General features: G+C 70.7%; 19 protein-coding genes. 13 read left to right on the top strand and 6 right to left on the bottom strand.

All coding sequences use genetic code 11. The features are described 5' to 3' along the window. Positions 1-149: 149 nt before the first annotated feature. A complete protein-coding gene (locus ACWIGI_RS06510; RefSeq protein WP_454201325.1) occupies positions 150-692 on the bottom strand; it encodes a lipoprotein LpqH in 543 nt (180 codons plus the stop codon). Positions 693-839: 147 nt separating this feature from the next. On the opposite strand from ACWIGI_RS06510, the gene ACWIGI_RS06505 reads away from it, so the two are divergent. The 5 genes from ACWIGI_RS06505 (at position 840) to ACWIGI_RS06485 (ending at position 7862) form a co-directional block, all read left to right on the top strand. Then, entirely contained in the window at positions 840-2399 is a 1560-nt protein-coding gene (locus ACWIGI_RS06505) for a hypothetical protein (RefSeq protein ID WP_454201455.1), read from the top strand. Next, positions 2396-3454 carry a hypothetical protein gene (locus tag ACWIGI_RS06500; protein ID WP_454201324.1) on the top strand — a complete coding sequence of 353 codons (1059 nt, stop codon included), beginning with the start codon at positions 2396-2398 and terminating at the stop codon, positions 3452-3454. The genes ACWIGI_RS06505 and ACWIGI_RS06500 overlap by 4 nt, the downstream gene beginning before the upstream one ends. A 7-nt stretch (positions 3455-3461) precedes the next feature. After that, positions 3462-4976: a tetratricopeptide repeat protein gene (locus tag ACWIGI_RS06495; protein ID WP_454201454.1), complete on the top strand. Its 1515-nt coding sequence runs from the start codon at positions 3462-3464 to the stop codon at positions 4974-4976. A gap of 38 nt (positions 4977-5014) precedes the next feature. Continuing rightward, the gene (locus tag ACWIGI_RS06490; RefSeq protein WP_454201453.1) at positions 5015-6247 is read left to right on the top strand and encodes a CHAT domain-containing protein; all 1233 of its coding nucleotides are present in this window, start codon (positions 5015-5017) and stop codon (positions 6245-6247) included. Positions 6248-6452: 205 nt separating this feature from the next. Further along, positions 6453-7862, top strand: coding sequence for a DUF1254 domain-containing protein (locus ACWIGI_RS06485; RefSeq protein WP_454201323.1), 1410 nt, complete (start codon positions 6453-6455; stop codon positions 7860-7862). Between the two features lie 135 nt (positions 7863-7997). On the opposite strand, the gene ACWIGI_RS06480 is transcribed toward ACWIGI_RS06485, so the two are convergent. Then, positions 7998-10943: a LuxR C-terminal-related transcriptional regulator gene (locus tag ACWIGI_RS06480; RefSeq protein ID WP_454201322.1), complete on the bottom strand. Its 2946-nt coding sequence runs from the start codon at positions 10941-10943 to the stop codon at positions 7998-8000. A 615-nt stretch (positions 10944-11558) separates the two neighbouring features. Here ACWIGI_RS06480 and ACWIGI_RS06475 point away from each other — a divergent pair. Then, on the top strand, positions 11559-12881 hold the full coding sequence (locus tag ACWIGI_RS06475) for a serine hydrolase domain-containing protein (RefSeq protein ID WP_454201321.1): 1323 nt from the start codon (positions 11559-11561) through the stop codon (positions 12879-12881). Between the two features lie 5 nt (positions 12882-12886). Here ACWIGI_RS06475 and ACWIGI_RS06470 read toward each other — a convergent pair whose 3' ends face one another. Continuing rightward, positions 12887-14311, bottom strand: a complete 1425-nt coding sequence (locus tag ACWIGI_RS06470) for a DUF1254 domain-containing protein (RefSeq protein WP_454201320.1) — start codon at positions 14309-14311, stop codon at positions 12887-12889. Between the two features lie 340 nt (positions 14312-14651). Here ACWIGI_RS06470 and ACWIGI_RS06465 point away from each other — a divergent pair, with 340 nt between their 5' ends. Then, the gene (locus ACWIGI_RS06465) at positions 14652-15314 is read left to right on the top strand and encodes a DUF3159 domain-containing protein (protein WP_454201319.1); all 663 of its coding nucleotides are present in this window, start codon (positions 14652-14654) and stop codon (positions 15312-15314) included. A 9-nt stretch (positions 15315-15323) separates the two neighbouring features. On the opposite strand, the gene ACWIGI_RS06460 is transcribed toward ACWIGI_RS06465, so the two are convergent. Together ACWIGI_RS06460 and ACWIGI_RS06455 are read right to left on the bottom strand one after the other, a co-directional pair. Further along, positions 15324-15908, bottom strand: a complete 585-nt coding sequence (locus ACWIGI_RS06460) for a QsdR family transcriptional regulator (protein WP_454201318.1) — start codon at positions 15906-15908, stop codon at positions 15324-15326. After that, positions 15905-16870 carry a patatin-like phospholipase family protein gene (locus ACWIGI_RS06455; protein ID WP_454201317.1) on the bottom strand — a complete coding sequence of 322 codons (966 nt, stop codon included), beginning with the start codon at positions 16868-16870 and terminating at the stop codon, positions 15905-15907. The genes ACWIGI_RS06460 and ACWIGI_RS06455 overlap by 4 nt, the downstream gene beginning before the upstream one ends. A gap of 123 nt (positions 16871-16993) precedes the next feature. Here ACWIGI_RS06455 and ACWIGI_RS06450 point away from each other — a divergent pair, with 123 nt between their 5' ends. The 4 genes from ACWIGI_RS06450 to ACWIGI_RS06435 all read left to right on the top strand — a co-directional run bounded on the left by ACWIGI_RS06450 (position 16994) and on the right by ACWIGI_RS06435 (position 21143). Further along, entirely contained in the window at positions 16994-18157 is a 1164-nt protein-coding gene (locus ACWIGI_RS06450) for an acyl-CoA dehydrogenase family protein (RefSeq protein ID WP_454201316.1), read from the top strand. Between the two features lie 9 nt (positions 18158-18166). After that, a complete protein-coding gene (locus tag ACWIGI_RS06445; RefSeq protein ID WP_454201315.1) occupies positions 18167-19294 on the top strand; it encodes an acyl-CoA dehydrogenase family protein in 1128 nt (375 codons plus the stop codon). Between the two features lie 257 nt (positions 19295-19551). Continuing rightward, the gene (locus tag ACWIGI_RS06440) at positions 19552-19677 is read left to right on the top strand and encodes a hypothetical protein (RefSeq protein WP_454201314.1); all 126 of its coding nucleotides are present in this window, start codon (positions 19552-19554) and stop codon (positions 19675-19677) included. Next, positions 19674-21143 (top strand): NAD-dependent succinate-semialdehyde dehydrogenase, encoded by a 1470-nt coding sequence (locus ACWIGI_RS06435; RefSeq protein ID WP_454201313.1) that lies wholly within the window; start codon positions 19674-19676, stop codon positions 21141-21143. Before ACWIGI_RS06440 ends, ACWIGI_RS06435 begins: the two co-directional genes overlap by 4 nt. 55 nt (positions 21144-21198) lie before the next feature. On the opposite strand, the gene ACWIGI_RS06430 is transcribed toward ACWIGI_RS06435, so the two are convergent. Then, positions 21199-21798 carry a TetR/AcrR family transcriptional regulator gene (locus ACWIGI_RS06430; RefSeq protein WP_454201312.1) on the bottom strand — a complete coding sequence of 200 codons (600 nt, stop codon included), beginning with the start codon at positions 21796-21798 and terminating at the stop codon, positions 21199-21201. Between the two features lie 498 nt (positions 21799-22296). Between ACWIGI_RS06430 and ACWIGI_RS06425 the strand changes: the two genes are divergently transcribed. Continuing rightward, positions 22297-24138, top strand: coding sequence for an alkyl/aryl-sulfatase (locus ACWIGI_RS06425; protein ID WP_454201452.1), 1842 nt, complete (start codon positions 22297-22299; stop codon positions 24136-24138). A gap of 20 nt (positions 24139-24158) precedes the next feature. Continuing rightward, on the top strand, positions 24159-26063 hold the full coding sequence (locus tag ACWIGI_RS06420) for an alkyl/aryl-sulfatase (RefSeq protein ID WP_454201311.1): 1905 nt from the start codon (positions 24159-24161) through the stop codon (positions 26061-26063). Positions 26064-26180 lie beyond the last annotated feature (117 nt).

Here is a 26180-nt window from a genome sequence, read left to right as displayed (position 1 = left end):
TGGGCAGCTTCAGTTGTGTATAATAGACAGCCTCGGGATCGGTGCTGATGAATCGAGTTGGGGGAGCCCGCTCGTGCCCGGCCGGGCACGAGCGGGGTGGAGCTGTCGGAGCGGTTGCCGCGTCGGGCGGCCGGTGGAAGGCGTCTGCCTCAGGAGCCGACGATGTCGGAGCAGGCGAAGGTGATCTCGAACTTGGAGTTCTTGACACCCGCGGTCGGGTTGCTCATGTCCGGGGTGCCGACGCCCTCGCCGGTGACGGTGTAGGTCTTGCCGTCCTTGACGACCTTCGCCGAGCCGCCGGGCATGCCGTTGCCGAAGCCGATGGCGTAGGGCAGGCCGTTGTCGCCGCCCTTGCTGCCCGCGATGCCGACCGCCTGCACGGTGCTGTCGTCGGTCAGGGTGGCGCTCACGGTGAGCTGGCCGTAGGTGGCGTTGGCGGTGTCGGTCAGCGCCAGGGCCAGGGTTCCGCCCTGCTTGACGCAGGTGGTGTCGAACGTGCCGTCCAGCGTCTTGCCGTCCACGATGGCCGAGGACTTTCCGGCCGGTGCGGCGTTGCCCGGGGTGGCGGCGCCGGTGGCGGCCGAGGTGCTGGAGGTGGAGCTGCCCGAGTCGTCGCTGCAGCCGGTGACCAGGAGGGCGGCGGTGGCGGCGGCGGTGAGGGCGGCGGCGATGCGAACGGACTTGGTGTTCATGGTGTTTCCTCGATCTTCTGTGGTGGCTCCCCGGTGGAGCCGTTGAGAGAACCGTAGAAACCGGCCGACGCCCTACCGATACCAACTTTCGGTGCGTGATCGGGGCGAGAACTCCGCTAGCCTGGGCGAATGCGACGACCGAGGGCGATGGTGCTGGACGAGGTCTGGCGCCGCCTCGACGGTGTCGAGGCGTTGAGCGGGCCGCACGGCGGGCCCTTGCGCCGCACCGTGAACCTGATCCTGGATCCGCTGGTGATCCGGCCGGTGCAGAATCCGCTGTGCGCGGGGTCGGTGCTGAGCGCGGACGGCGCGGTGCTGCTGACCACGCGCCTGCTCGCGGCCGCGGACGTGCTGCGCGCGGCCGCAGCCTGGTTCACCCTGCTCAAGCAGGTGCGGCGGGCCCTGCGGATCACCGAGGGCAATGCCCAGGACCTGTACTTCCAGCGGTGCTTCGAGCTGGCGACGGTGTCGGGCCTGCCCGATCCGGTGCGGGACCGGGCCGCGGCCGAGGCGGCGCTGCGCGAGATCCACGACATGACCGCCGGGCGGACCACCCAGGCGCTCAAGGAGTATCTGGCCGACCCGGAGCAGGCGCGCGAGCTGGGCGAACTCATCGCGACGGCGTGGCGGCGGCGGCCTTTGAGCCCCGATCCGGATCCGACGATCGCGCTCGCCGAACTGCTCGACGCGTGCGCGGCGGGCCGGCTCGGCGAGCCCGAACCCGACGTGGACATCGAAGATCTGACCGCGGCCTACGTGGGCACGCACAGCGGAATCCGCATGTGGCGGGCGGAGAACGGGAACGCGGCCCAGGAGCTCGGGCTCACCGCGCACGAGCTGCCGCGGCCGCCGGGCGTGGGCGGTTCGGCGTCCAAGGCCAGCCTGGGCCTGCCCTTCGATCGGACCATTCACGAGCGCGTGTTCACGGTGTTGCAGGCGTCGAGCGAGCGGGCGGAACTGCCGCCCATTCCGGAGCTGGTGACCGCGGAGGTGGCGCGGGCGTGCTCGCCGTGGTCGCTGCTGGACGAGTCGCTGCGCGTGGCCGCCGCGGCGGGGTCGGTGCTGGCGGCACAGCTGCGGCCGATCGTTGCCGAGCGTGCGGGCGTGCGCGGGGAGGGCGATCGCTGGCATGCCGGTGCCGAGATGCGCGCGCCCCTGGCAGGGGCGTCGGCGGCGGCCGGCGAGCGCGGCGGGACCGCACTGGACGATGCGCGGGGCGGGGTCGGTGCGAGGTCCCGCCCGGCCCGGGATGGCGCGGGGTGGGACGGGGCCGAAGCGGGGGTGCCTGCGGCCCCGGATGGCGGTGTGCTGGGTGCGGGTGGCGAAGTGGTTGCGGTCCACGGTGATCGGGCACTCGGGACCGGGCGAGCGGAGTCCGCGGCCGCTCGGGTGATCAACGCGCGGTGGCAGCGGGAAGCCTATGTGCTGCAGGCCCGGCGGCTGGTGGTGCGGGCGGAGGGGGCGAGCGGGCCGCTGGAGGCGATCGCGGCGGAGCTGCGCGTGCCGTGGCGGGTGTATTCGCGGCGGCTGTGGGTGCGGTTGCACGGGCGGGACGTGCGCGAATTCCCCGTGTACGCGCCCGATGAGCTGTGGGATGTGCTCGACGGGGTGGCGCGGTCGGTGATCCTGGACCACCGGACCCGCGTCAAACGAGCCCTGGCGACGACCGAGATCGCGGCGGAACCGATGGAATCGAGGGCGGGATGAGCGAGGTGGTGATTCGGCGGCTCGCGGACGGGCTGACGGGCATTCTGGCGCCCGGCGCGCCGAGCGCGCTCGATGCGACGGCCGAGGTCGATGTCATGGTGCTCGAGGTCGCGGGCGGGCACCTGACGTGGAATGTGCTTGCCCCGCAGCAGCTTCCGTCGGCGGTGATCGACGACGCCGAGCTCGCGCAGCAGTGGGTGTGGGCGTTGTACGGCGAATCGATCGCGCTCGCGCTGGACGACGCGCTCACGGCGGGCGAACCGAGCGCGTCGCCGCCGGACGGGTTCACGGCGTCGTCGACGGCCGCGGCGGACCCGGGGCAGCCCGCGCTGGCCGCCAGTGCGCGGCGACTGGCGTACGCGCACTGGGCATCTCGCTGGTGGCCGGCCTCGACCATCGACGCGATCCCGGCATTGGATCCGGGGCTGCTGGACCGGGATATCGCCGCGCTCACCGAGGAATGCGAGTCCCTGGTGGACGGCGCCGACGCCGTCGTACCCGCGGTGTCCGCGCCGGTCGAAAGCCTGCCGCGGGCAACGGATTACGCGCTGGCGGCCGGGGCGGACGGCGAACAGCCGGGTGCGCTGGTCCTGGCGCGGGGCCGCGGCGGCTGGGATTGGCGGTACTGCCCGCCCGGGCTGGTGGACGCCTCCGAGCGAGCGGTGTCCTGGCGCGTGGTGCGCGCGGGCGGCGAGACGACCGTGGCGGTCAGCGCGGCCGCCGCGCCGGAGGCTCCCGAGGATGTCGCGGCGTACCTGCGGCCCTGGGCGCGTATCGATTCCGGCGGCACGCTGATCGAGGCCGCCCTGACGCCCAGTGGCGGGGCATGGGTGGGCGCGGCGGCGGTGTCGTCCGCGGGTGCGCCGGTCCACGTCGATATCCACGTGCCGGGCTTCGGCATTCGTACCGGGGGCGCCTCGGTGGACCTGCGGTCGCGGATCCGCGACTTCGCGGCGGCGCGGCTGCGGCATGCCGCCGGTGTCAGCGCCCATGAGCAGAGGGACGCGCCGCTGCTGGCCGAAATCGCCGCCGCCGCCGAGGATTCGGACTTCTGACGTGCCCATGACCAGCGGTGCGGGCCCCGAGGAGTCGCCGGCGCTGCGGGCCGGGGCCGAGGCGATGGTGCGCGGGGAGCTGCGCGAGGCGCTGCGCATCTTCGACGCGGCGGTGCTGACCGAGCCGGGCGATTACGCGCTGTGCGCACTGGTCGACGCGGCGTGTGTCGCCGATCAGCTCGGTGAGCACGCCGAGGCGGTGGCCCGATTCCGGGAAGCGCTGGCGCGCATGCCCGACCACGCGCCGCGGATGCGACCGGTCGCGCTCATCAACCTGTCGCAGGCGCTGCAGCACCTCGGGGATCTGGACGGCGCGCAGGAGGCCATGGAGCGGGCGCGGGCGGTGCTGGCCGCCCCGGACGCGCCCGCGGATCTGCGCTTCGCCGGGCTGGTCTCGGCCACCGCGCTGGCGCTGCACCGGCAGCAGTGGTCGCGTGCGATCGAGTTGGGCAACGAATCGCTCTCCGCCGCAGAGCATTACGCGCCCGCGCAGGCCGGGCATCCGCTGATGAACCTGGCGGCCGCGCATTTCGAGACCGGGCGCTGGGAACTGGCCGAGGATTTCGCCGGGCAGGCGCTCGCCGCGTTCGCCGGCGCCGGGGACAGTTCCGGGGTGGCCGAGACGACGCAGAATCTGGCCATCATGCATTCGCGGTCCGGTCGGTTCGACGAGGCCGAACGGCTGCTGCTGGCCGCGCAGAAGTACTTCGACGAGACCGGGGTCGCCTATCGGGCCGGGATCGGCTGGAAGGTTATGGGTTTCATCGCCGAGCAGCGCACGGACCTGAACCTGGCCGAGACGCGGTATCGGCAGGCGCTCGCGCATTTCGAGGAGTCGGGCGCGGTCATCGACGCCGCCGATGTCCGAACCCGTTCGGCCATGGTCGCTTTCGCCGCGCACCGCTACGCCGACGGGGAGCGCGCCCTGGCCGACGCCCGCGCCACCTACGCCGGGCACGGCCTGGGACTGCACTGCGCCCAGCTGGACTACTGGCACGCCGGGCTGCTGGAACCGCTGCTCGAGGCCGATCCCGCCCTGCTGCCCCGCGCGGTCGATCTGGCCGTGCCCGCGGCGCTGGCCCTGGACGCGGTTCGCTACGAACTCCCCGACGGCCCGCAGCGCGAAACCTGGAGCCGCCGCATCGCCGATCCCGCGCTGCGCGTCGCCTTCCGCTACGCCTACCTCGCCGGCGATGCCCGTCTGATCGCCGATCTGATCGAAACCAGCTGCGTCGGAACGACCCTCGATATCGGCCGGATCGCCGCAGCCGCCCCCGTTCCCCATCATCTGAACCTGCTCGAGCCCATGGCGACCCCGTCCCCGCCCACCGCCGCGGTCGCCGACGCCCTGCACCTGGGCAGCGCGCTCGCCGCCGTGGCGGCCGGCGCCGGCCTGCCGGTGGCCCCGCCCCCGCACGTGGCGGTGGCCCCCGACGGCCACCTCGCCCTCGCCCCCTGGATCGCCGCCGCCGAACAACGCTACGGCCGCCGTCTCCGCGACGATCGCGTGGTCACGTCGTGAATGCGGCCGTGAGCGGGCAGCCGACGGCGCTGGTGCGGATGGCCGACGCGGGGGAGCTGTTCATCACCTGGCGGTGGGTGGATCATCCGGCCGCCGCGGGTATCGGGGTCGTGCCCCGGGAGCAGGTGGAGGCGGCGGTCGGGCGGTTCGCGGCCGCGCTGCCCGCGCCGGGGGAAGCGGGTGGGCTCGAAAAGGTCTTGAGCACCGGTGAACTGGCGTACCTTGCGGCGGAAGATGAGCTGGCGCAGCTGCTTTCGGCGACCTTCCTGCCGTATCAGCTCGCGGTGCAGCTGTACGAGCTGCACGTCGCGGGGGTGCGGCCGCTGCTGCGAATCCAGCCGTCGCCGCGGGTGGCGCAGATCCCGTGGGAGCTGATCGCGCCGGACGCGGGGCTGCGGCTGGTGGAGATCGCCGACGTGAGCCTGCTGGCGCCGGCGGGAATCGTGCAGGCGCCCGCCCGGATCGGGCGGTCGTGGGAGAGCGCGCGGGAGCTGCCGGTGGTGGCGGTGCTCGACCCGCGCGTGCCCGGATTCCGGGCCGATTCGGTGCTGGGCTCGGTGCTGGGCCGGATGGAGGCGGGCGCTCCGCTGGCCGAACTGGTCGCGGGTCACGCCGCGCGGGACCGTTTGGTGCCCCGGGTCGGCGACCCGCTCGAAGCGTTCCGGCGGACCGATCTGGATCGGGACTGGCTCGGGGAGGTGCTGCGCACCGGGGCCTCCCGCCTGCTCTACGTCGGCCACGTGACCGCCGCCGCGCCCGAATCCGGGCGCAGCGAGTCGGCCACCCTGCACCTGGCCTGCACCGCGGACACCCTGGGTTTCGCCCCGGCCGAACGCGATCACCGCCCGCTCTCCGCGCGCGATCTGCTGCTGGGCACCCACACCCTGGCCGACGATCCGCGCAGCGGACCACAGCTCTGGCCCATTCCGAGCCGGGTGGCTCTCATCGCCTGCGAGAGCGGCGGGGACCTGCGCTTCGGTGAGGCGCTGGGCCTGGTGGCCGCGATGCTCACCGGCGGCGCCGAACTCGTCACCGCCGGTCGCTGGCCGCTGCCCACCGATCTCGCCTTCCAGCGACTGGGCGGTGCGCCCGCCACCAGCCGTCCCCTGCAGGACGCCGTGTGCGCCATCGACGCGGCCCACGAGGGGGCCGATCCGGTACGGGCGCTCAACGACTGGCAGCGCACCCGCCTGGCCGCCTGGCGCGCGACCGGCGCGATCGAGAACTCGCCGCTGATCTGGGCGGCCTTCGCCACCATCGACGCCCGCTGAGGTCCGGTCGCGGCGGATCCGGACCTCGGGGCCGAATATCACCCGTGACGTGTGAGGACCGCCGGCGCGGGATCGGGCAGCGTGGGGAGTCCGTGCCCGGCGACCGCCGGGGGCGGTGTGCTCGTCCACGTCACGTTGCCCGATCCGACGCCGCACCTGCCGCGGTGAGACAGGGGAGTCCATGGGTATGCACAGCTTTGGGGTTATGGCACGCCGCCCGCTGGTGCGGGCCGCGGCGGTGAGTCTGTCGATCGCGATGGCGGGGCTGGCCCTGGCGGCCTGCGGCGGTGATTCCTCGGACTCGGATTCGGGCACTTCGAGCAGCGCTGCCGCCGACGATCAGACGGCCATCGCGTCCGACGCTTACGTCTTCGGGTATCCGCTGGTCCTCATGGACGCCACCCGTGCCGCGGCCGGCGAGTCCAACCGCTTCGATCACGCCGACGCGCTGCCCACGCCGGATGATCGGCAGGTGGTGCGGCTGAACCTGGACACCCTGTACTCGCAGGCCTGGCTGGACTTGAAGGCCGAGCCGATGATCCTGCAGGTGCCGGAGATGGAGAGCGACCGGTACTGGCTCATGCAGATCCTGGACGCGTGGACCAACACCACCCATGATCCGGGCAACCTCGATCCACAGGTGGGGTCGGACACCAAGACCGGCCCGTTCACCTACGCGGTCACCGGCCCGGGATTCGAGGGCACGCTGCCCGAGGGCGTCACCCAACTGAAGATGCCCACCGATATGGCCTGGATTCTGGGCCGGGTGCAGGTGAACGGCGAGTCCGATGTGGCTGCCGTGCAGGCCATTCAGGAGCAGATGAAGCTCGTGCCGCTGAGCAGGTGGGTGGCGGGTGACCGCGAGAATTTGCCCCCGGGGCAGCCGAGCGACAAGACCAAGAGCCCGTCGCAGCAGGTCGCGCAGATGTTCGCCCCGCAGTTCTTCGCCACGCTCAACGAGCTCATGACCGCCAATCCTCCCGCGGCGGCGGACGAGCCGGCCATGAAGCGGTTCGCCGAGATCGGCGTGGCCCCCGGCGGCAATACCGACAAGACCACGCCCGACGTCCTCAACGCGGGCGCGCAGGCGGGGATGAAGGCGATCTCCTCGTTCACCGATCCGGACCGCAAGAACGAGAACGGCTGGCTCTTCGGCACCGACGTGGGCACCTACGGGACCGACTACGCGTTGCGCGCCAACACCGCCATGCTGGGCCTGGGCGCGAATCTGCCCAAGGACGCGGTGTATCCGACGATCTTCGTCGAGCCCGCCGGCGGTGGCTCGAACGGCAAGTACACCCTGCACTTCGATGCCGGGAAACTGCCGCCCGCCAAGGCTTTCTGGTCGATCACCGCTTACGACGCGGACAGCTTCCTGGTCGCCAATCCGGCGAACATCTACTCGGTGGGCCATCAGGTCCCGGTCACCGCGAACCCCGACGGTTCGGTGGACATCATGGTGCAGAGCGCCGACCCGGGTTCGGGCGTGCCCGCCGGAAACTGGCTGCCCATACCGGAATCCGGCAACTTCTCGCTGACCATGCGGTTGTACGCGCCGGAACAGAGCGTGATCGACGGCAGTTGGCAGCCGCCGGCGCTGAAGGCCGGGTCCTAGGTTCTCTCGTATCCGCGTCCCCCGGTGGCTCGATCGCACCGGGGGACGCGTGCGTCCGCGAGGTCGGTGGCGTTGCGGCGGTCCCGGGCCCGCGCGTCCGATCTCGCAACCCTCGGTACGAGTAGCGTTGGGCCGCTAGATGATTCCGTGGAATCGAGCACGATCCAGGGTGCCGCCCCGGGTGTTGGTGCCCAACTTGCCGTAGATACCCCGCAGGTGCGTCTTGACGGTGTTGACCGACACCCCGAGATCCTCGGACATCTCCTGCGCCGTACGCCCCGAGGGCAGCAGCCGCAGCACCGCCAGCTCGGTCTTGGTCAGCGCGGGCCCGCGCTGGGCCCGCCCGGCCGCCGGATGCGCCCGCACGCGATCCGCGAAAGCGTCCAGGCGCCCGAACCTTCCGGTGTATTCGTCGAGCATCGCCAACACCCCCGGCACATCCAGGAACGGCCGGATGATCCCCTCGTCCGCCCCGCGCCGAAGGGCCCGCTCGAGGCTCGGCCGCACCCGCCGCCCATGCCCGAGCCGTTCGGCCGCACTGGCGTCGAGCAGCCACGCGGTCACCTCGGTGACCGGATGCACGCCCGCCACGGTGTCCAGCACCGAAACGAGCAGTGCCCGAGTAGATTTCGACCGGTTCCCGACCTCCGCGATACACGCCCGCGCGACGACGACGTCCGCCGACTCACCCAGCGCCCCCGCCCCCACCTCGACCAGCTCCTGCGCGAGCCCCGCCTCGTTGACCCCCAGCAGCGCCCACACCGCCGCCGGGAGCAGGGGCCCGCCGGCCGCAGCGCCCTCACTTCGCAACAACCGGGAAAGACTGTCCCGCAGCCCGTTCGCCGCCGGAAACCGTTCCGCGTCCGGCGCGTGAAAAGCCATCAACCACCCGATGACCCGGGTGACGCTGTCACCCCACTCTTCGCCCCCGCCGCCCAGCGCCGCCGCATACGGCCGGGCTTCGGACAGACACGCGTCGTCGAATACGGACGCAACTTCCCGCGCTCTGATGGCATGCCTTGCGTCGGTGCAGTTGTGCCGCCCGCACTTATGCCGGTCGCCGGTGGCGGGAGTGGGTGCCGGATCGCTGCCACAGCAGCCGCGCTGCGCCGGGTCGCCGCTCGGAGACGCCGCGAGTAGCCGGGAGTCGGTATGCCGGATCAGGGTGGGATCGCAGGGGGAGCAGGGCATGTCGTGATCCCGGCGGGCGGGTGTGCCCGTGTACACGATGGGGTGGTCGGGTGTCGTGCCCTGCCAGTGGCAGGCCAGGGCGGCGAGGGCGGCCGCGTGGTCCGCGGTTGAGGTATGTGAGAGATCGTGGCGTGTGGCCACGTACCGCGCGTCGTCGGCGCGGTCGCGCATCGTGGTGATCGCGCCGTTCAGGTAGGCCGTCAGTGACAGGTGGGTCATCGCTCGCAGGGCTACGCGATGGCGGCCGCGGCGGGATGCCAGGGCTAGACAGTGCCGCAGCGCGCGTTCACTGTCGGCGAGGTCGCCGCGCAGGGCCCGCGAGACCGCGAGTTGCAGGGCGAGATAGCAGTCGATGTCGGGTTGCCCTGTCTCGGTTGGCGGTTCGTCCGTGCCGAGCTCATGGTCTCCGTTGCCGACTGCGGCAGCATCCTGGTCGGTGTGGAGGGTTACGGCCCGGGTCAGCAAGCGCAGCCAGTGGATGGGGGCCAGGGAGGGGGCGTCGGGGCGGGCGTGGACCAGGGCCGAATACGCTGCGGCCTCGGTCATTTCGCCGCGGGACCGGGCGTGGACGGCGCGTAGGAGCCAGACGAAGCTGTCGTCGGTGACGGCGGGGGAGGCCGCGTCGAGGGCGTGCAGGAGGGGCTCGCCGGAGCCGTCCAGGACCAGGGCGAAGGCATTGTCGCGCAGGAAGGCTCGTAGGGCGGTGTCGTTCCGGGCGGCTATCAGGTGGGGGAGAGCCCGGAGGGGTTCGGCGGCGGCCAGTAGCCAGGTCGCGGCTCGGTCGTGTAGGTCCGGCAGGAGGGCGGGGTGGGTTCGGCGGGCCTCGGCGAGCAGGTGGGCGCGGACCAGGGGGTGGTGTTCGAGCCAGATCCGGTCGCCGCGCACCTCGCGGGTGAAGGGGAACCCGGCGGCTTCCAGGAGCGCCAGCTGGTGGGCCGCGTCGGGGCCGGCCAGGGCGGCGGCCAGGTCCTCGGTGCAGGCTTCGGGGAGGCAGGTGCGGGTCAGGAAAGCCGTTGTCCCGGGGGACATGTCGGACAGGACCTCCGCGCCCAGGAAGTCCGAGACGGCGCGGGCGGGGCGCGCCAGGGCGGTGAGCGCGGCCCGCGGCGGGCCGTCGTGGCCCGCGAGGTGCGCGGCGGCCAGCCGGACCAGTGCGGCCCAGCCCAGGGTCAGGGACATGATCGCGCGCAGGTCCGCCGCGTCCGGGGTATAGCCGTGCTGGGCGCAGACCTCCCGCGCCCGGGGGCTGTTCAGGGCGAGTTCGCGGGCGCCCACGCGCACGATTCGGCCGAGCAGGTCCAGCCGGTGCCAGCCCAGCGCCGGGGCCCGCCGGGCCGCGATCACCACGGTGAGATGCGAGGGAGCTTGGGTCAGTAGGCTTTCCAGCCCGGCGAGCGCTTCCGGCGCGGTGATGCGGTGGGCGTCGTCGATCACCAGCACCGTCGCCCGGGCCTGCGCGAGGCTCGCGAGCAGATCGGCGAGTTCGGGTGCGGCGGCCGGGTTGCCGGCCGGCGGCACGGCATGGGATCGGGGCGCGTGCCGTCGCTGCGGCGCTGTGCGGTGCGGAACCTCGCACGCGGGTGCGTCGGCCCGAGGTCGCCGGGTGCCGGGCGCGTCGCCGGACAGCGCCGACAGCGCGTCCGGGAGCGGCGTTTTCGGCCCGAGCGCGTCGTGCACGGCCGCGATCAGCGCCGTCGCGGAGTCGAGGCCGTCGTGGGCGGTGATCCAGCCGGTCACCAGGTCATCCCCGCGGGCGCGGGACTCCCGGTCGAGCCAGTCGGCCAGGACGACGCTCTTTCCCGTGCCGGCCGGTGCGCTGATGATCAGCACAGTGGCGTGGTATTGGCCGAGTGCCGCGGCGAGCAGATCCAGTGCGGCGGTCCGAACCACGGAATGCGCGCTCGGCGCCGGCCTTTCCGAGTCGAGACGTGGGTGCTGCGCCGTCCTCGGGTGCGGATCCACCCGCTCGGTTGAGGTCACCCAAGCCTCCCTGGCCGCCGGACATGCGCGAAGCAACTTTCTAGCAATCTCAAGCTACCGGATGGGGGTCCGATCTGGACGTATGCCCGACCGGGCAATCACGGCCGCCCGCTCACGAAACCATCCCTGGCGGGTGAAGCGCGTCCGGCCCGTCCTGCGGCACAGTCGAACCGCGACATCGCGCGACGCTCGGGCAGGACACGCGCGTGTCGCGCCTTCCTTGGCGGATTTGCTGCGCGGGAGCGGCATTGCCGACACCATGGGGGCGGACAAGTATCGTCGGAGCCCACCCGGAGCCGACGGCATCGCTCCAGCCCGCGCGGGTGAGCATGCCTCGGCGCCCCCCGATCCCCCCGGGCCCGGTGCGACCCACCGGGTTCGGGGTGAATTTCCCGATCGGCGTGTCGTGCCCGGAAGTTCACTGCCCCGAGAACCATCGCCCCGAGAAGTCGGGGGTCACGAAAAGATAACGGCGAGTGGTCGTTTCCGATCTGAACGAAGGGAACTTCGGGCAGAGGAGACGGTGTGCGGCGAACGATGACGGCCCTGGCGGTGGCGGTGATGACGGCGGCGACGCTCTTCGCCGGTGTACCCGTGACGCAGGCCGACCCGGGCCAACTACGGCAGTGTTCGGTCACTTCCGGGCGAACGCCGGAAACCGCCGCCCCCGAGGAGGTCGGGCTGGATTCGGCCGCACTGGACCGCGCGCTGGATTTCGTCGCCGACCCGACCCGCTTCACGGTCTCGATCTACCGGAACAACTGCCTGGTGGCGGCGGGCCCCACCAACGCGCAGGCCGAGAACATGCCGTGGAACCTGTGGAGCAGCACCAAGAGCGTGGTGTCCATGGTGGCCGGCATCGCCGTCGACGCCGGACTCCTGCGGGTCACCGACCCCATCGACCGGTACCTGCCGCCCGGGCTCGGTGACGCCGAGCATCGAGCCATCACCGTGCGCAGCCTGCTGACCGAATCCTCCGGCATGGAGGTCGCCGTCGCCTCGGAGGGCATCACCGGTCTGGTGCAGCTGGATCCGAACGTCGTGGCGCAGGCGCTGGCGATGCCGATCGTCGCCCCGCAAGGCACGAAATGGCAGTACAGCCAGCGCGCGGTGGACCTGCTCACCTACGTGGTGCAGCAGGCGGTGGGCGAGGACTTCCAGAGCTTCGCCCAGCGAGAACTGTTCGACCCCTTGGGGATAGCCCGCGGTGACTACTACTGGGCCCGCGATCGCAGCGGCCACACCTACGGGTACGCGCACCTGGTCATGCCCCCGGCCGATTTCGTCAAACTCGGCCTGCTGATCGCCAATCGCGGCGATTGGGCGGGCACACAGGTGATTTCCCGGGCCTACCTGGACGAGGCGACCACCCCGGCGGGCACCAACGACTGCTACGGCTACCTGTTCGTGGTCAACGGCCCGGGCTGCGCGTCGATCTTCCCCGGTCTGCCCGCCGACGCCGTGCAGATGTCGGGAATGATGCGCCAGGACAACAACATCGTGCCGAGCCTGGGCCTGCTGCTGAGCTGGACCGGCATCACCATCCCGGGCAGCGCGGTGAGCTTCCCGCACGATGCCATGCGCGCCCTCGACGCCGCCTTCCGTGATCCGGTGCTGGCCGACCCGGGCCCGTATCGTCCGGTGCCCGATGTCAGCCTGGCCGATCCGCAGATCTCCAATCCCGAGGCCACCCTCGCCGCACTCGGCCTGGGCCGCATGGCGTATCCGGGCTGCGGCTTCCTGACGTGCCTGGACAAACCGCTGGCCCCGCCGGTGTCGGGGTGGCCGCCGGGCTGCTACATCGTGGGCTGCTTCGGCACCGATCCGGCCACCCCGGGCATCCGGTAGCGCCGTCAGCTCACCGGAGTGAGCGCGGGCGGCTGCCAGCCGCCCTCCAGCGCGGGTGACTTCGGGGCGTACAGGCGCATGCTCAGCGAGAACTTCCCGGTCGCCGGGATGGGCAGCCAATTGCCCTGCGGCACATCCGGACCCGGATCCTCGCTCTGGACGGCGAGTTCCACCGTGCCGTCGGGCCCGGCGACCACCGGGATGTCGTGCCCGATCGAATAGATCTGCGCGGCGTTGGGCACCAGGTAGCTGTCTCCGTCGTACGCGGTGATCGACCAGAAGGCGTCCACGGGCGGCAGCTGATCGGCGGCGAACCGCAGCCGGTAGCGCAGCGGAACACCGTTGTCGTCGGCCTCACCGGCCACGCTGGGGTAGATGGCGTCCTCGGCCAGATTCGCGCCGAGCGCCTGCACGGCAGTGCGGGCCCGCAGCGCGTAATCGGTTCCGTACGTGCCGAGATCGGTGCTGTAACTCCAGCCGTTGACCAGATCGGCCTTCGGGTCGCGGTAGGCCGGAATGGCGGCCTTGGCCTGCGTCACGCCCTGGTTCAGCATGTCCGCCGACGCCGAATCGACCGTGGCGCCGGGCTTCACGCCGATCTCGGCGAACCGCTCCATCGCGGGCGCGTCCGCTTCCGCCGGGGGATTGGCGGCCATCAGCGCGCAGAGTTTGTCGAAGAAGGCGGGTCCGTCCATGGCCGCGACCTGGGCCGGCGGCGGGGTGGCGGCCGGATCGATCGAGAGGGGGCGGCCGGGTGAATCGGTCTGCCCGGCCAGCCAGGCGCTGAGCGGCACCAGCTTCAAACCGGCTTGCAGGGCAAGCACATTCGGCACGTCCTCCGGGCCGTTCACCTGGATTCGGCCGATCACCCAGGCCATATCGGTGGGCATGGCGAGCGGCGTCATGCCCTCGGGCGTCTGCCCGCTCCACTGCGGTCCGGACAGCAGGTAGGTGTAGGGCGGCGTCTGCGCCCCGTCCTTGGTCCGCGGCCGCACGCTGCTGGGATTGTGCGTGGTGTTGGTCCACGCGTCGAGCACCTGCATGAGCCAGTACCGTCCGGACTCCATTGCGGGGACCTGCAATACGAGTGGTTCGGGGCGCAGGTCCAGCCAGGCCTGCGAGTACAGGGTGTCGAGGTTGAGCCGCACCACGAAGCGGTCGGCCGGGGTGGGCAGCGCCTCGGCGTTCATGAACTGGTTCGGTGCGCCCGAGGCCGCCCGCGTGGCGTCCATCAGGACCAGGGGGTATCCGAAGGTGTAGGCGTCGGCCGCGACGTTCGCGGGGTCGTTCGAGACCGTGGTGCTCGTGGCGCCCGAGTCGCCGGAGTCGTCGCCGGAGCCGCAGGCGGTGAGTCCCAGGCCCGCGAGCGCCACCGCGCCCAGGCCCAGGAGGTGCCGGCGGGACAGTCCGGTCGTGTTCGGATCCTGCACGTCGTACTCCTTCGATCCGCGAGACCCCCCGGTCGGAGCTTAGCTAGATGTTTGCTAGATCGCGCTCATCTGCTCGGTGTGCGTCGCGGCTGTGGCCCGGGCCACGGGTGTGCTGTTCTGCCAACCCGGTCATATCGCCGCGGATTGCCTTGGATCGGCGTCGCCCACTTATTACAGTGAGGCTGCAATAGTGATTTCGAATCGAAAGTAGCCACACATGAACTTCCCGATCATCAACCTGGGCTCGGCCACCCTCGATCTCGCGAGCACCGTCACCGGCGTGCTGGCAAATATCACCTACCTGATGCAGTCCTGGGGCTCGATGTAAGAGAGGTGCGCGATGCCAACCGATACCGATTCCCGGTCGGGAGCGGCCGAGATGTGGGGCAAGTTCCGGGCGCTGGGCGGCCCCGGGCACCTGCTCGACGGGGCCGCGCCCGCCCTCGGCTTCCTCCTGGGCTATTCGTTCGCCGACGCCAGGAGCGGCGTGCTCATCGCGCTCGCGACGGCCGCGTTCATCGGGCTGTATCGCCTGCTGCGCGGGGACTCGGTGAAGGTCGTGGTGATCTCGCTGCTGACGGTGGTGGTCTTCTCGCTGTTCGTCGGCATCACCGGCGAGGGGCGCGGCTTCTATCTGCCGGATCTGCTGATCTGCCTGGTCTTTTCGGTCGCGTTCGGCCTCACGCTGCTGACCGGCCGCCCGCTCAGCCGCTGGGCCTGCCGCCGGATCGGATTGGAACCGGCCGAGCACGCCGACCCCGGCGCGCGACTTCTCCTGCACCGCAGGGTTACCGCCGCGTGGTTCGCCTTCTGGGCCGTCCACCTGGTGATCATGGTCCCGCTCTACGCGGCGAACAAGGTGGTGCTGCTCGGCTCGGTCGCGCTGATGCTGGGCAAACCCGCGCTGGTGGTCATGCTCGCCGTCACCTGGCTGTGGGTGCGACGGTCACTGCGGGCCGGTGTGGAATCGATGGACATGCCTGTGCCGGAACGGGTTTCGTAGCTCACGCCGTCAGGTGCGCAGCAGCGCCGCCTGCACCTGGCGCAGTCGTTCCACATCGCCCCGGAACCCCGCCACGGCATCGTTGTACAGGAACGCCTCCCACAGCCGGACCAGCGCGTACGCCAGCGTGTCCCGGTCCAGCGGCGGCCGATAGCCCTGTTCCTGGGCCCGCGCGATGAGCCCGGAGACGATCGCCACCACCGGTTCGTGCACCGGCCCGTCACTGCGGGTGATCAGGCGCAGCGCCGCGGTCGACTCGTTGTCGAAGTACGTGCGCAGCGAATCGTGATCGACGAGCCACTGCACGGTGCGATCGAGAATCTCGTTCAGCCGGGCCGAACCGGTACTACTCGTGCGGCGTTCGACGTGCGCCACCATGCGCTCGAGCTGGTGGACGATCACCGCGCCGAGCAGGCCGTCCCGCGATCCGAACCAGCGGTAGATGCTCGCCCGGCTCACCCCGAGCCTGGCCGCGACGGCGTTGACGTCGACCCGCTTGCCCGCCACGAACATCTCCGCGGCCGCGCGCAGGACGTCGTCGCGGCTGGCCGAGGCCGGCCGCCCCGGCGATCGGGTTCCCTCCGGGCGCGTCACGTGGAAATCATAGGTGCGAGATAGTCGGCCAGGGTACGCGCGGTGACCTCGCGACCCAGCGTCAGCGCCCGGGTGAGCAGTTCCGCGCCGCGGTCGGTGCGGCTGATGTCCGGGGCGTCGCGCGGCGGCCGAATCTGCAGTACCGCCGGATGATCGGCGAACTCGCGCTCGTCCGCCAGCTGCCGCTGCATCCGCCCGAGCCACGGGCCCACCGCGCCGGGCGCGCGCCGGGACAGGTAGCGGGCCACCACCCGGTTCTCCAGATTCGATGGCGGGCGGGCGATCTCGTTGTCGCGCCGGGTACGCAGCACCAGCACCCGGGTCGCGCCCTGGGCCAGCGCGGTGCGAATCGGCACCGCCTCGGACAATCCCGCGTCGACGTAGCGCCGCGCGCCGATGCGCACCGGCTTGCCCGCCAGGATCGGCATGCAGGTGGACGCCCGCAGCGCGATCTGGATCGAGCGCGAATCCGTCAGTCCGCCATGCAGATCCACCGCCGCGCCGGTGTCGGCGTCGGTCGCGATGGGGTGGAAGGTGATCGGATTGGCCAGGATGGCCGGAAAGTCCATGGGCACCAGGCGCTCGTACACGGTGTGCACCAGATACCGGGTGTCCACGACCGGCCCGCCGCGCAGTGCCCGGATCGGTGAGATGACGCGATCGATGACCTCGGGCGCCCAGGCGCGTTCGGAGTCCCGGGCGCGCCCGCACAGCAGCCACGCCCCGTTGAGCGCGCCCGCCGAGGCGCCGTACACCGCGTCGAAGCTCGCCAGTACGCCCAGCTCCTCGATGGCCATCGCCATGCCGTGCGAGAACGCGCCGCGCGAGGCGCCGCCCTCGATGACCAGCGCGAGCCGATGCGGGTCGTCGCGCTGACCGGGCCGGCTGCCCGTGCGATGGCGATGGCCGATCAGTTCACCGACGCCGAGGGCGTCGTACGCGGTCCGCTGGTCGTCCGGCATGCTTCTCCTTCTCGGGCCATTTGAGACATTGCACTATCTGTGTATCGTATCCGTCGATGACGGGGTCCACCCGGACAGCCGCATTCGACGCGGCCGGGTGGCCACGAAACTGGAGGTCAAGGCATGAAATTGGCGCTCACCGAGGACGAGCTCGCGTTTCGTGACGAGCTGCGCGCGTTCTTCCGGAGCGAAATCCCGGCCGATATCCGGAACCGGAATCGGCACGGGCAGGAGCTGAGCAGGGACGACATCGTCACCACCCAGCGCATCCTGAACCAGCACGGACTCGCGGTCCCGAACTGGCCGGTGGCCTGGGGCGGACGCGACTGGACGCCCGTGCAGCGGCACATCTGGCACGACGAGTTGCAGCTGGCCTCGGTGCCCGAACCACTGACCTTCAACGCCAACATGATCGGCCCGGTCATCGCGCACTTCGGTTCGGAGGAGCTCAAGCAGCGCTTCCTGCCCGCGACCGCCAATCTCGACATCTGGTGGTGCCAGGGCTTTTCCGAGCCCGAGGCCGGGTCGGACCTGGCCTCGCTGCGCACCACCGCCGTGCGCGACGGCGACCACTACGTGGTCAACGGCCAGAAGACCTGGACCACCCTCGCCCAGTCCGCGGACTGGATCTTCTGCCTGGTGCGCACCGATCCGGGCGCGCCCAAGAAGCAGGCCGGCATCTCCATGCTGCTGTTCCCGCTGGACACCCCCGGCGTGACCGTGCGGCCCATCGAGCTCATCGACGGCTGTCACGAGGTCAACGAGGTCTTCCTCGAGGACGTGCGCGTCCCGGTGGAAAACCTGGTGGGCGAGGAGAATCAGGGCTGGACCTACGCCAAGTTCCTGCTCGGCAACGAGCGCACCGGCATCGCGGCCGTCGGCCAGAACAAGGTCCGGCTGTGGCTGGCCAAGGAATACGCGCGCCAGACCCGCCTCGGCGCGGGCACCATGCTGGACGACCCGATCTTCGCGAACCGCATCGCCGACCTCGAGAACGAGCTGCTGGCACTGGAACTGGTGCAGTTGCGGGTGGCGGCGGGCTCGGCCGACGGCAAGCCCAACCCGGTCTCCTCGATCCTCAAACTGCGCGGCACCGAACTCCAGCAGGCCGTCACCGAACTCCTGGTCGACATCGCCGGTCCCGATTCCCTGCCCCGCGAGGGCGATTCCCCGGACTGGGCGCGCCGCAGCACCGCCACCTACCTGAACTACCGCAAGACATCGATCTACGGAGGCTCGAACGAGGTGCAGCGCACCATCATCGCCTCGACCATTCTCGGATTGTGAGGCAGCGCCATGGATTTCGATCTCACCACTGAACAGGAAATGCTGCGCGACACCGTGCGCGACGTGCTGGCCCGCGCCTACACCCCCGAGCGGCGCACCGAGGTCATCGGCACCGAACTCGGCTGGGACCAGCAGCTGTGGCGCACCTTCGCTGAAATCGGCCTGCTCGGGCTGACTTTCGCCGAGGAGGACGGCGGCATGGGCGCCGGACCGCTGGAGGCCATGCTGGTATTCACCGAGATCGGCCGCCGCCTGGCGCCCGAACCGCTGCTCGACTGCGCCCTGCTGCCCGGTGGGCTGATCTCGCACATCGGCGCGGACGCCCAGCGCAAGGAACTGCTGCCCAAGATCGCCGACGGCGCGCTGCGCGCGGCGTTCGCGCACAACGAGCCGGGCGTGCGCTGGCCGGCGCGCGAGATCGCCACCCGGGTCGTCGCCGACGGCGAGAACTGGACCATCGCCGGGCGCAAAAGCACCGTGCCGCACGGTGATTGCGCCGAGCTGCTGATCGTCAGCGCGGCCCTGCCCGACGGCGGTACCGGCCTGTTCCTGGTCGATCCGGCCGGCGCGGGCGTGCGGCGCACCCCGTACCGCACCCACGACGGGCAGCGCGGCGCGGACATCGAGTTCGACGGCGCGCGGGCCGAATCGCTCGGCGCCGCCGTCGATGTCACCGACGTCATCGAGTCCGCCTTCGCCCACGCCCAGGCCGCGCTGTGCGCGGAGGCGATCGGGGCGATGGAGGAATCGCTGCGGCTCACCGCGGACTACCTCAAGACCCGCAAGCAGTTCGGGGTGCCGCTGCGCTCGTTCCAGACGCTCACCCAGCGGGCCGCGGACATGTACGTCTCGCTGGAACTGGCGCGCGGCATGAGCATGTACGCCTCGATGTCCCTGGCCGACGGCGTCGCCGATCCGGTCGTGGCCTCGCGCGCCAAACTGCGGGTCGGCCGGTCGGCCCGGCACATCGGCCAGGAATCGATTCAGCTGCACGGCGGAATCGGCATGACCGCGGAGTACCCGGTCGGGCACTACACCGCCCGGCTCACCGCGATCGAGCATTCGCTCGGCGACTCCGGCGATCACCTGCGCCGCCTGGGCGGTCTGGTCGGCGACCACCAGATGGTCGAAATCTGATGCGGGCGGCGATCGGCCGCGCCCGACGCCCTCGTCGCTCGGGCACCACGCGGCCGATTGCCGTTCCGGGGACGATGCGCCCGCCGGGGTCGTCGCCGATGGCGGTGATCAGCCGGGCGTCCAAGTCGCGGCGGGCCGGAGCCACCGCGAGCCCGGCCCCGGCGGCCGGCGCGTTCGTGGGCGGCAGGCTCGGATGCGCGGTGCCATCCCGGATATCCCGCGCTACGAACACATGTGGCGGGCGAGGGTGTCGACCGGTGGACGAGCTGACCCCCGCGCGCATCGCTCCGCCCCAGATCAACGAGGCCATGGATCTGCTCGCCGACGGTTCGGCCGTGCGGCAGGTTATTGTCTTCGACCACGGCGACAAGGAGATTCGATGACGACCGCGACCGTCCCGCGGGGCATCGGCGATGCCCTCACCGACCTTCCCGTTGGTCATTTCATCGGTGGCCACTGGACCGATGACCCGACGCTCATGCCGGTGGAGAATCCGGCCACCGGCGAGATGATCGCCGCGGTGGCCGACGCCGACGCGGGCACCGGCATGGCCGCGCTGGACGCGGCGGTCGCCGCGCAGGAGTCCTGGGCGGCAACGAATCCGCGCGCGCGGGCGGATCTGCTCATGCGCGCCTTCGACCTGCTGCACGAGCGGGCGGACCGCATCGCGACGCTGATCACGCTGGAGATGGGCAAGCCGTACGCCGAGGCGCGCGGCGAGGTGTCCTACGGCGCGGAGTTCCTGCGCTGGTTCGCCGAGGAGGGCGTGCGCGGCGGCGGCGACTACTTCCGCGCGCCGGCCGGTGATCAGCGCATCGTGGTGACCCGCCAGCCGGTCGGCCCGGTGTACGCGGTCACCCCCTGGAACTTCCCGCTGGCCATGGCCACCCGCAAGATCGCGCCCGCGCTGGCGGCCGGGTGCACCGTCGTGCTCAAGCCCGCGCCCCAGACCCCGCTCACCGCACTGGAGTTCATGCGGGTGCTCGCGGACGCCGGGCTGCCGGCGGGCGTGGTCAACTGCGTGACGACCTCGAACGCCGCCGAGGTGTCCACGCCGATCATCACCGATCCGCGCCTGCGCAAGCTCACCTTCACCGGCTCCACCGTGGTCGGGCGGCTGCTGCTGGCCCAGGCGTCGCGCCGGGTGCTGCGCACCTCGATGGAACTCGGCGGCAACGCGCCCTTCGTCGTGCTCGAATCCGCGGATCTGGACAAGGCCGTGGCGGGTGCGGTGACGGCGAAGATGCGCAACACCGGCCAGGCCTGCGTCTCGGCGAATCGGTTCCTGGTGCACGAATCGCTGGCCGCCGAATTCGGCGATCGCCTCGCGGTGGAGCTGTCCCGGCTGCCCGTGGGGGACGGTCTCGCGCCGGGCACCCGGGTCGGCCCGCTGATCGACAGCGCCGCAGTGGACCGGGTCACCGGATTGGTGCGCGAGGCCGCGGACCGCGGCGCGAAGGTGCAGACCTGCGCCGAGATCGACGCGGGCGCGGGGTATTTCGTCGCCCCCACGGTGCTGACCGACGTCGATCCGGACGCGCGGATCTGGCGTGAAGAGATCTTCGGACCCCTCGCGCCGATTCGCACCTTCGCCACCACCGAGCAGGCGCTGGCCGCCGCCAACGACACCGAGGCCGGTCTGGTCGGCTACGTCTACGGTGAGAACCTCGGTGAGACACTGCGATTCGCCGAGCGTCTGCAGGCCGGGATGTGCGGGGTGAACACCGGCATCATCTCCGAGGTGGCCGCGCCGTTCGGGGGCGTCAAGGCGTCCGGTCTGGGCCGCGAGGGCGGCAGCGCGGGTCTGGCGGAGTACCTCGAGGTCAAGTACATCGGTGTCGCGCTCTGAGGTCGTCGTGTAGCTGATCGAGCGGGCCCGGGTGCGGGCTCGCTCGATCCGGAAGTCATCGAGAAGCGCTGTCGGAGAACAGCGCTCGCAGCGCCCGCGTGATCGCCCGCGAGGCTTCGGCCTGGGTCAGGCCCCGCCGTTCGATCAGCTGGTGCCGGTACGCCCAGCCCACCGACGCCTCGACCAGGTCCAGCAGCTGCTCGTCGCGTACCCCGTCGCGGTCGAGTTCCGGGGCGAACATCACCCCCAGGGCGTCGCGAATACGACTGTCGGTCAGGCGCATCCGGGCGTCGAGCTCGGGGATGGTGTGTGATTCCAGGAGGCCCAGCAGCCGGGGATTGCGCTGGGCGGCGTAGATCAGTTCGGCGCGCTGGAGCACCGCGTCGATGCGCTCGGTCAGCGGCAGGGACGGGTTCGGGGTCGCGATGAGCGACTCCACGTACTCCGATTGCGTCTCGACCGCGGCGAGGCGCAGATCGTTGCGGCCCGGGAAGTGCACGAAGATGCTGCGCTCGGAGACGCCCGCCCGCTCGGCGATGTCCTTGGAGGTCGGGGCGAAGGTGCCGTCCTTGACGGCGGCGAGCAGGGCCTCCACGATCGCCGCTCGCGTCTGTTCGGGATTGCGCCGCCGCCGCGCGGCCGTGCCTTCGCTCATGCCGTCATCCGATCACAACGGCACCCGATGTCGTCGGCGGGGTCGGGGCCGCACTGCGTGGTCACTATTGCAGTCTAACTGCAATAGTGTGTACAGTGGCGGAAGCGGCAAACTTCGAGACGCCCGAACTCGGCGGTTCCTATCGCATCTTTGCCAGCCAGCTGCGGTGATATGTCCCGCGCGTCAATCGTTATCGAGAAAGTAGCGAATATTCGGCAAACAGCTGCTTGGGTGGTTGTGACCGAGTTCGAGTGTTCGCGCGAACCGGAGAAGGAGACCGAAGTGGTCGACGGCGGTCAGGTCAATCAGGGTCCGGAACACGGCGGGCGGGTGTCGCGGCGCGGCATGTTCGGCGTCGGCGCGGCGGCGCTGGCCGCGGTGGGCGTGGGCGGCGCGCTGACCGGCTGCGGTTCCGGCGACGACGAGGTGAACCCCTCCGCCACCCAGACCGACCCGACCGATGCCATCGCCTCGGCCAACCGCAGGGTCGCCGAGACCATGCCCTTCTCGGACACCACCGACTTCGCCGACGCCGACCGCGGCTTCGTCGAGGCCCTGCGACCCGGGGTGATCAGGGACGCGCAGGGAAAGGTCATCTGGGACACCGATTCCTACGGGTTCCTGCAGGGCACCTGCCCCTCCTCGGCCAATCCGAGCCTGTGGCGTCAGTCCCAGCTCACCGTGAAACAGGGCCTGTACGAGGTCGCGCCCGGCTTCTACCAGATCCGCGGGTTGGACCTGTCGAACATGACGATCATCGAAGGCGACACCGGCGTCGTCGTCATCGATCCGCTCATCTCCAACGAGACAGCCGCGGCCGGGCTGGCGCTCTACCGCCGGCATCGCGGCGACAGGCCGGTCACCGGGCTCATCTACACCCACTCGCACGTCGATCACTTCGGCGGCTCGCTCGGGGTGACCACCCGCGAGGACGTCGAGGCCGGCCGCTGCCCGGTCATCGCGCCCGCCGGACTGCTCGAACACGCCGTGGCGGAGAACATCTACGCGGGCACCGCCATGTCGCGGCGCGCGGCCTACATGTACGGCGCGGCCCTGCCGCGCGGGGAGCAGGGCCAGATCGGCGCGGGCCTGGGTCAGACCACCTCGATCGGCACCGTGAGCCTGATCGATCCGACCCTCGACATCACCGCCACCGGACAGGAGCAGGTGATCGACGGGGTGCGCATGGTGTTCCAGCTGACCCCGGGCACCGAGGCGCCCTCGGAGATGAACCTCTACTTCCCCGACCGGCGCTATCTCTGTATGGCCGAGAACGCGACCCACACGCTGCACAACATCCTGACCCTGCGCGGCGCGCTGGTCCGCGACCCGCACGTGTGGTCCAAGTACCTCACCGAATCCATCAACCTCTACGCGCGGCAGTCCGATGTCGTGTTCTCCTCGCACCACTGGCCGGTGTGGGGCACCGACAAGATCGTGGAATACATGTCGCTGCAACGCGATCTGTACGGCTACCTCAACGATCAGACGCTGCGCATGCTCAACCAGGGCTATGTCGGCAGCGAGATCGCCGAGCGCATGCGGGTGCCCCCGAACATCGAGAAGGCCTGGTACACACACGGTTACTACGGGTCGGTGAGTCACAACGTCAAGGCCATCTACCAGCGGTACATGGGCTGGTTCGACGGCAATCCCGCGCACCTGTGGGAGCACCCGCCGGTCGAGAGCGCGCAGCGGCACGTCGATGCCATGGGCGGTGCGAACGAGACCCTGCGCAAGGCCCAGAAGGCCTATGACGCAGCCGATTTCCGGTGGGCCGCGACGCTGGCGAACTACGTGATCTTCGCCGACGCCGGCAACGAGAAGGCGAAGAACCTGCAGGCGAGCGTGTACGAGCAACTCGGCTACGGCTCGGAGAACGCCACCTGGCGCAACTTCTACCTCTCCGGCGCGTACGAGTTGCGCAACGGCCCCTTCGGCACGCCCACCGCCGCCAACTCCAAGGGCCTGCTGGCGGCGCTGACGGTGGACCAGGCCTTCGACGCGATCTCGCTGTTCATCAACGGACCCGAAGCCTGGGACGCGCGCATCGTGACCGACTGGAAGTTCAGCGATCAGCAGGACCGGGTGCACCGCGCCGAACTGCGCAACGGCGTGCTCGTGCACTACGAGCGCCGCCCGGACGACGGGCTGCCCGCCCCGGACGCGACCGTCACCCTCACCCGCGGGGCCTTCATCCAGAACATGATGGCGGGCGGGGACATGAAAGCCGCGGTCGCCGAGGGCGACGTCGCGATCGACGGCAATCCCGCGGTCCTGGTCGAGTTCAAGGGCTTCATCGACAAACCGGATCCCAATTTCGCCATCGTCACCCCGTGAATCAGCACAGGAGGCAAGCAGTGAGCAGCGCGATTTCCGATCCCAGCCCGTTCATCGTCGAGCAGAACAGGAAGGCGGGCGAAGATCCCGGACTGACCGACCCGCGGGACCAGCAGGACGCGGACCGCGGTTTCATCGCGGCGCTCGAACCGGGCATCGTGCACAACGCCGACGGGAAGGTCGTGTGGGACAACGACTCCTACGGGTTCCTCACCGGTTCCTGCCCGTCCTCCGTGCATCCGAGCCTGTGGCGGCAGTCCGGGCTCAACATCCGGCAGGGGCTGTACGAGGTGACGCCGGGGATCTATCAGGTTCGCGGCCTGGACCTTTCGCAGATGACGATCATCGAGGGCGACACCGGGGTGATCGTGATCGACCCGCTGGTCTCGGCCGAGACCGCGGCGGCCGGGCTCGCGCTCTACCGCGCGCACCGTGGCGACAAGCCGGTGACCGGGCTCATCTTCACGCATTCGCACGTCGATCATTTCGGCGGCGCGCTGGGTGTCATCAGCGTCGAGGAGGTCGCCGAGCGCAAGGTGCCGGTCATCGCGCCCGCCGGATTCCTCGAGCACGCCGTCGCCGAGAACGTCTACGCCGGAACGGCTATGGCGCGGCGCGCGGCGTACATGTACGGCGCGGTGCTGCCGCGCGGGGAGAAGGGCGGGCTGGGCTCCGGGCTCGGGCAGACGCCGTCGCTGGGCACCGTCACCCTCATCGCCCCGAATCTGGATGTGACGCACACCGGTCAGGAGGAGACCGTCGACGGCGTCCGGATGATCTTCCAGATCACCCCGGGCACCGAGGCGCCCTCGGAGATGAACTTCTACTTCCCGGATCACCGCGCGCTCTGCATGGCCGAGAACGCCACGCACACACTGCACAACCTGCTCACCCTGCGCGGTGCGCTGGTGCGCGATCCGCACGTGTGGTCGCAGTACCTCACCGAGTCGATCAACATGTTCGGTCGTGACTCCGATGTCGTGTTCGCCTCGCATCACTGGCCGACCTGGGGCACCGATCGGCTGGTGGAGTACATGTCCATCCAGCGCGATCTGTATGCCTACCTGCACGATCAGACGCTGCGCCTGCTGAACCAGGGCTACGTCGGCTCCGAGATCGCCGAGATGATCGAGCTGCCGCCCGCCGTCGCCGGCGACTACAGCACCCACGGCTACTACGGGTCGGTGAGCCACAACGTCAAGGCCATCTACCAGCGCTACATGGGCTGGTACGACGGCAATCCGGCACACCTGTGGGAGCATCCGCCGGTCGAGCAGGCCGTGCGCATGGTCGACTTCATGGGCGGGCCCGAAGCCGTGGTGGCCAAGGCGCAGGCCGCCTACGACCAGAACGACTACCGCTGGGTCGCGCAGGTGCTGAACTACGTGATCTTCGCCGACCCCTCGAACGAGGCCGCGAAGGCGTTGCAGGCCAGTACTTTCGAACAGCTCGGCTTCGGCGCCGAGAACGCGACCTGGCGCAACGTGTTCCTGATGGGCGCCTACGAGCTGCGCAACGGCAACGTCGGAACGCCCACGACGACCGACGCGCCGACCATGATGGCGGCACTGAGCATCGAGCAGGTCTTCGACGCGATCTCCCTGCGCCTGGACGGGGTCAAGGCGTGGAACGAGAAGGCCGTCAGCGACTGGCGTTTCACCGATCTCGACCGCACGCACCGGCTCGAACTACGCAACGGCGTCCTGATCCACTACGACCTCCCCGAGGGCGGCGGGCTGCCCGCCCCCGAAGTGACCTTCACCCTGACCCGGGCGACCCTGATCGGTGTGCTGCTGGCCGGTCAGGACATTCAGCAGGCCATCGCATCCGGTGCGCTGAGCATCGACGGTGATGTCCAGAGCTTCCTGAAGCTCACCGCCCTGTTCGACGAGCCGGACCCGAGCTTCGCGATCGTGACCCCCTGAGACCTCGTCCTCGCACCCCGCCCGCAAACCCGGGGTGCGAGGGCGAGCCGGTCACGCCCCTCGGTGGCCGCCGCGAGGCCCTGTCGTCGAGCACCCGGCAGGGCCTTCGTGGTGTCC

The organism is Nocardia sp. NPDC055321 (assembly GCF_053645575.1).
This window is presented reverse-complemented; position numbering and strand designations above follow the sequence as displayed.

Coding starts and splice junctions, on each gene's coding strand:
- ACWIGI_RS06485 (WP_454201323.1), top strand. CDS start 6,453: ATGGCACGCCGCCCGCTGGTGCGGGCCGCGGCGGTGAGTCTGTCGATC.
- ACWIGI_RS06505 (WP_454201455.1), top strand. CDS start 840: ATGGTGCTGGACGAGGTCTGGCGCCGCCTCGACGGTGTCGAGGCGTTG.
- ACWIGI_RS06445 (WP_454201315.1), top strand. CDS start 18,167: ATGGATTTCGATCTCACCACTGAACAGGAAATGCTGCGCGACACCGTG.
- ACWIGI_RS06490 (WP_454201453.1), top strand. CDS start 5,015: ATGGCCGACGCGGGGGAGCTGTTCATCACCTGGCGGTGGGTGGATCAT.
- ACWIGI_RS06500 (WP_454201324.1), top strand. CDS start 2,396: ATGAGCGAGGTGGTGATTCGGCGGCTCGCGGACGGGCTGACGGGCATT.
- ACWIGI_RS06430 (WP_454201312.1), bottom strand. CDS start 21,798: ATGAGCGAAGGCACGGCCGCGCGGCGGCGGCGCAATCCCGAACAGACG.
- ACWIGI_RS06510 (WP_454201325.1), bottom strand. CDS start 692: ATGAACACCAAGTCCGTTCGCATCGCCGCCGCCCTCACCGCCGCCGCC.
- ACWIGI_RS06455 (WP_454201317.1), bottom strand. CDS start 16,870: ATGCCGGACGACCAGCGGACCGCGTACGACGCCCTCGGCGTCGGTGAA.
- ACWIGI_RS06465 (WP_454201319.1), top strand. CDS start 14,652: ATGCCAACCGATACCGATTCCCGGTCGGGAGCGGCCGAGATGTGGGGC.
- ACWIGI_RS06450 (WP_454201316.1), top strand. CDS start 16,994: ATGAAATTGGCGCTCACCGAGGACGAGCTCGCGTTTCGTGACGAGCTG.
- ACWIGI_RS06495 (WP_454201454.1), top strand. CDS start 3,462: ATGACCAGCGGTGCGGGCCCCGAGGAGTCGCCGGCGCTGCGGGCCGGG.
- ACWIGI_RS06425 (WP_454201452.1), top strand. CDS start 22,297: ATGCCCTTCTCGGACACCACCGACTTCGCCGACGCCGACCGCGGCTTC.
- ACWIGI_RS06435 (WP_454201313.1), top strand. CDS start 19,674: ATGACGACCGCGACCGTCCCGCGGGGCATCGGCGATGCCCTCACCGAC.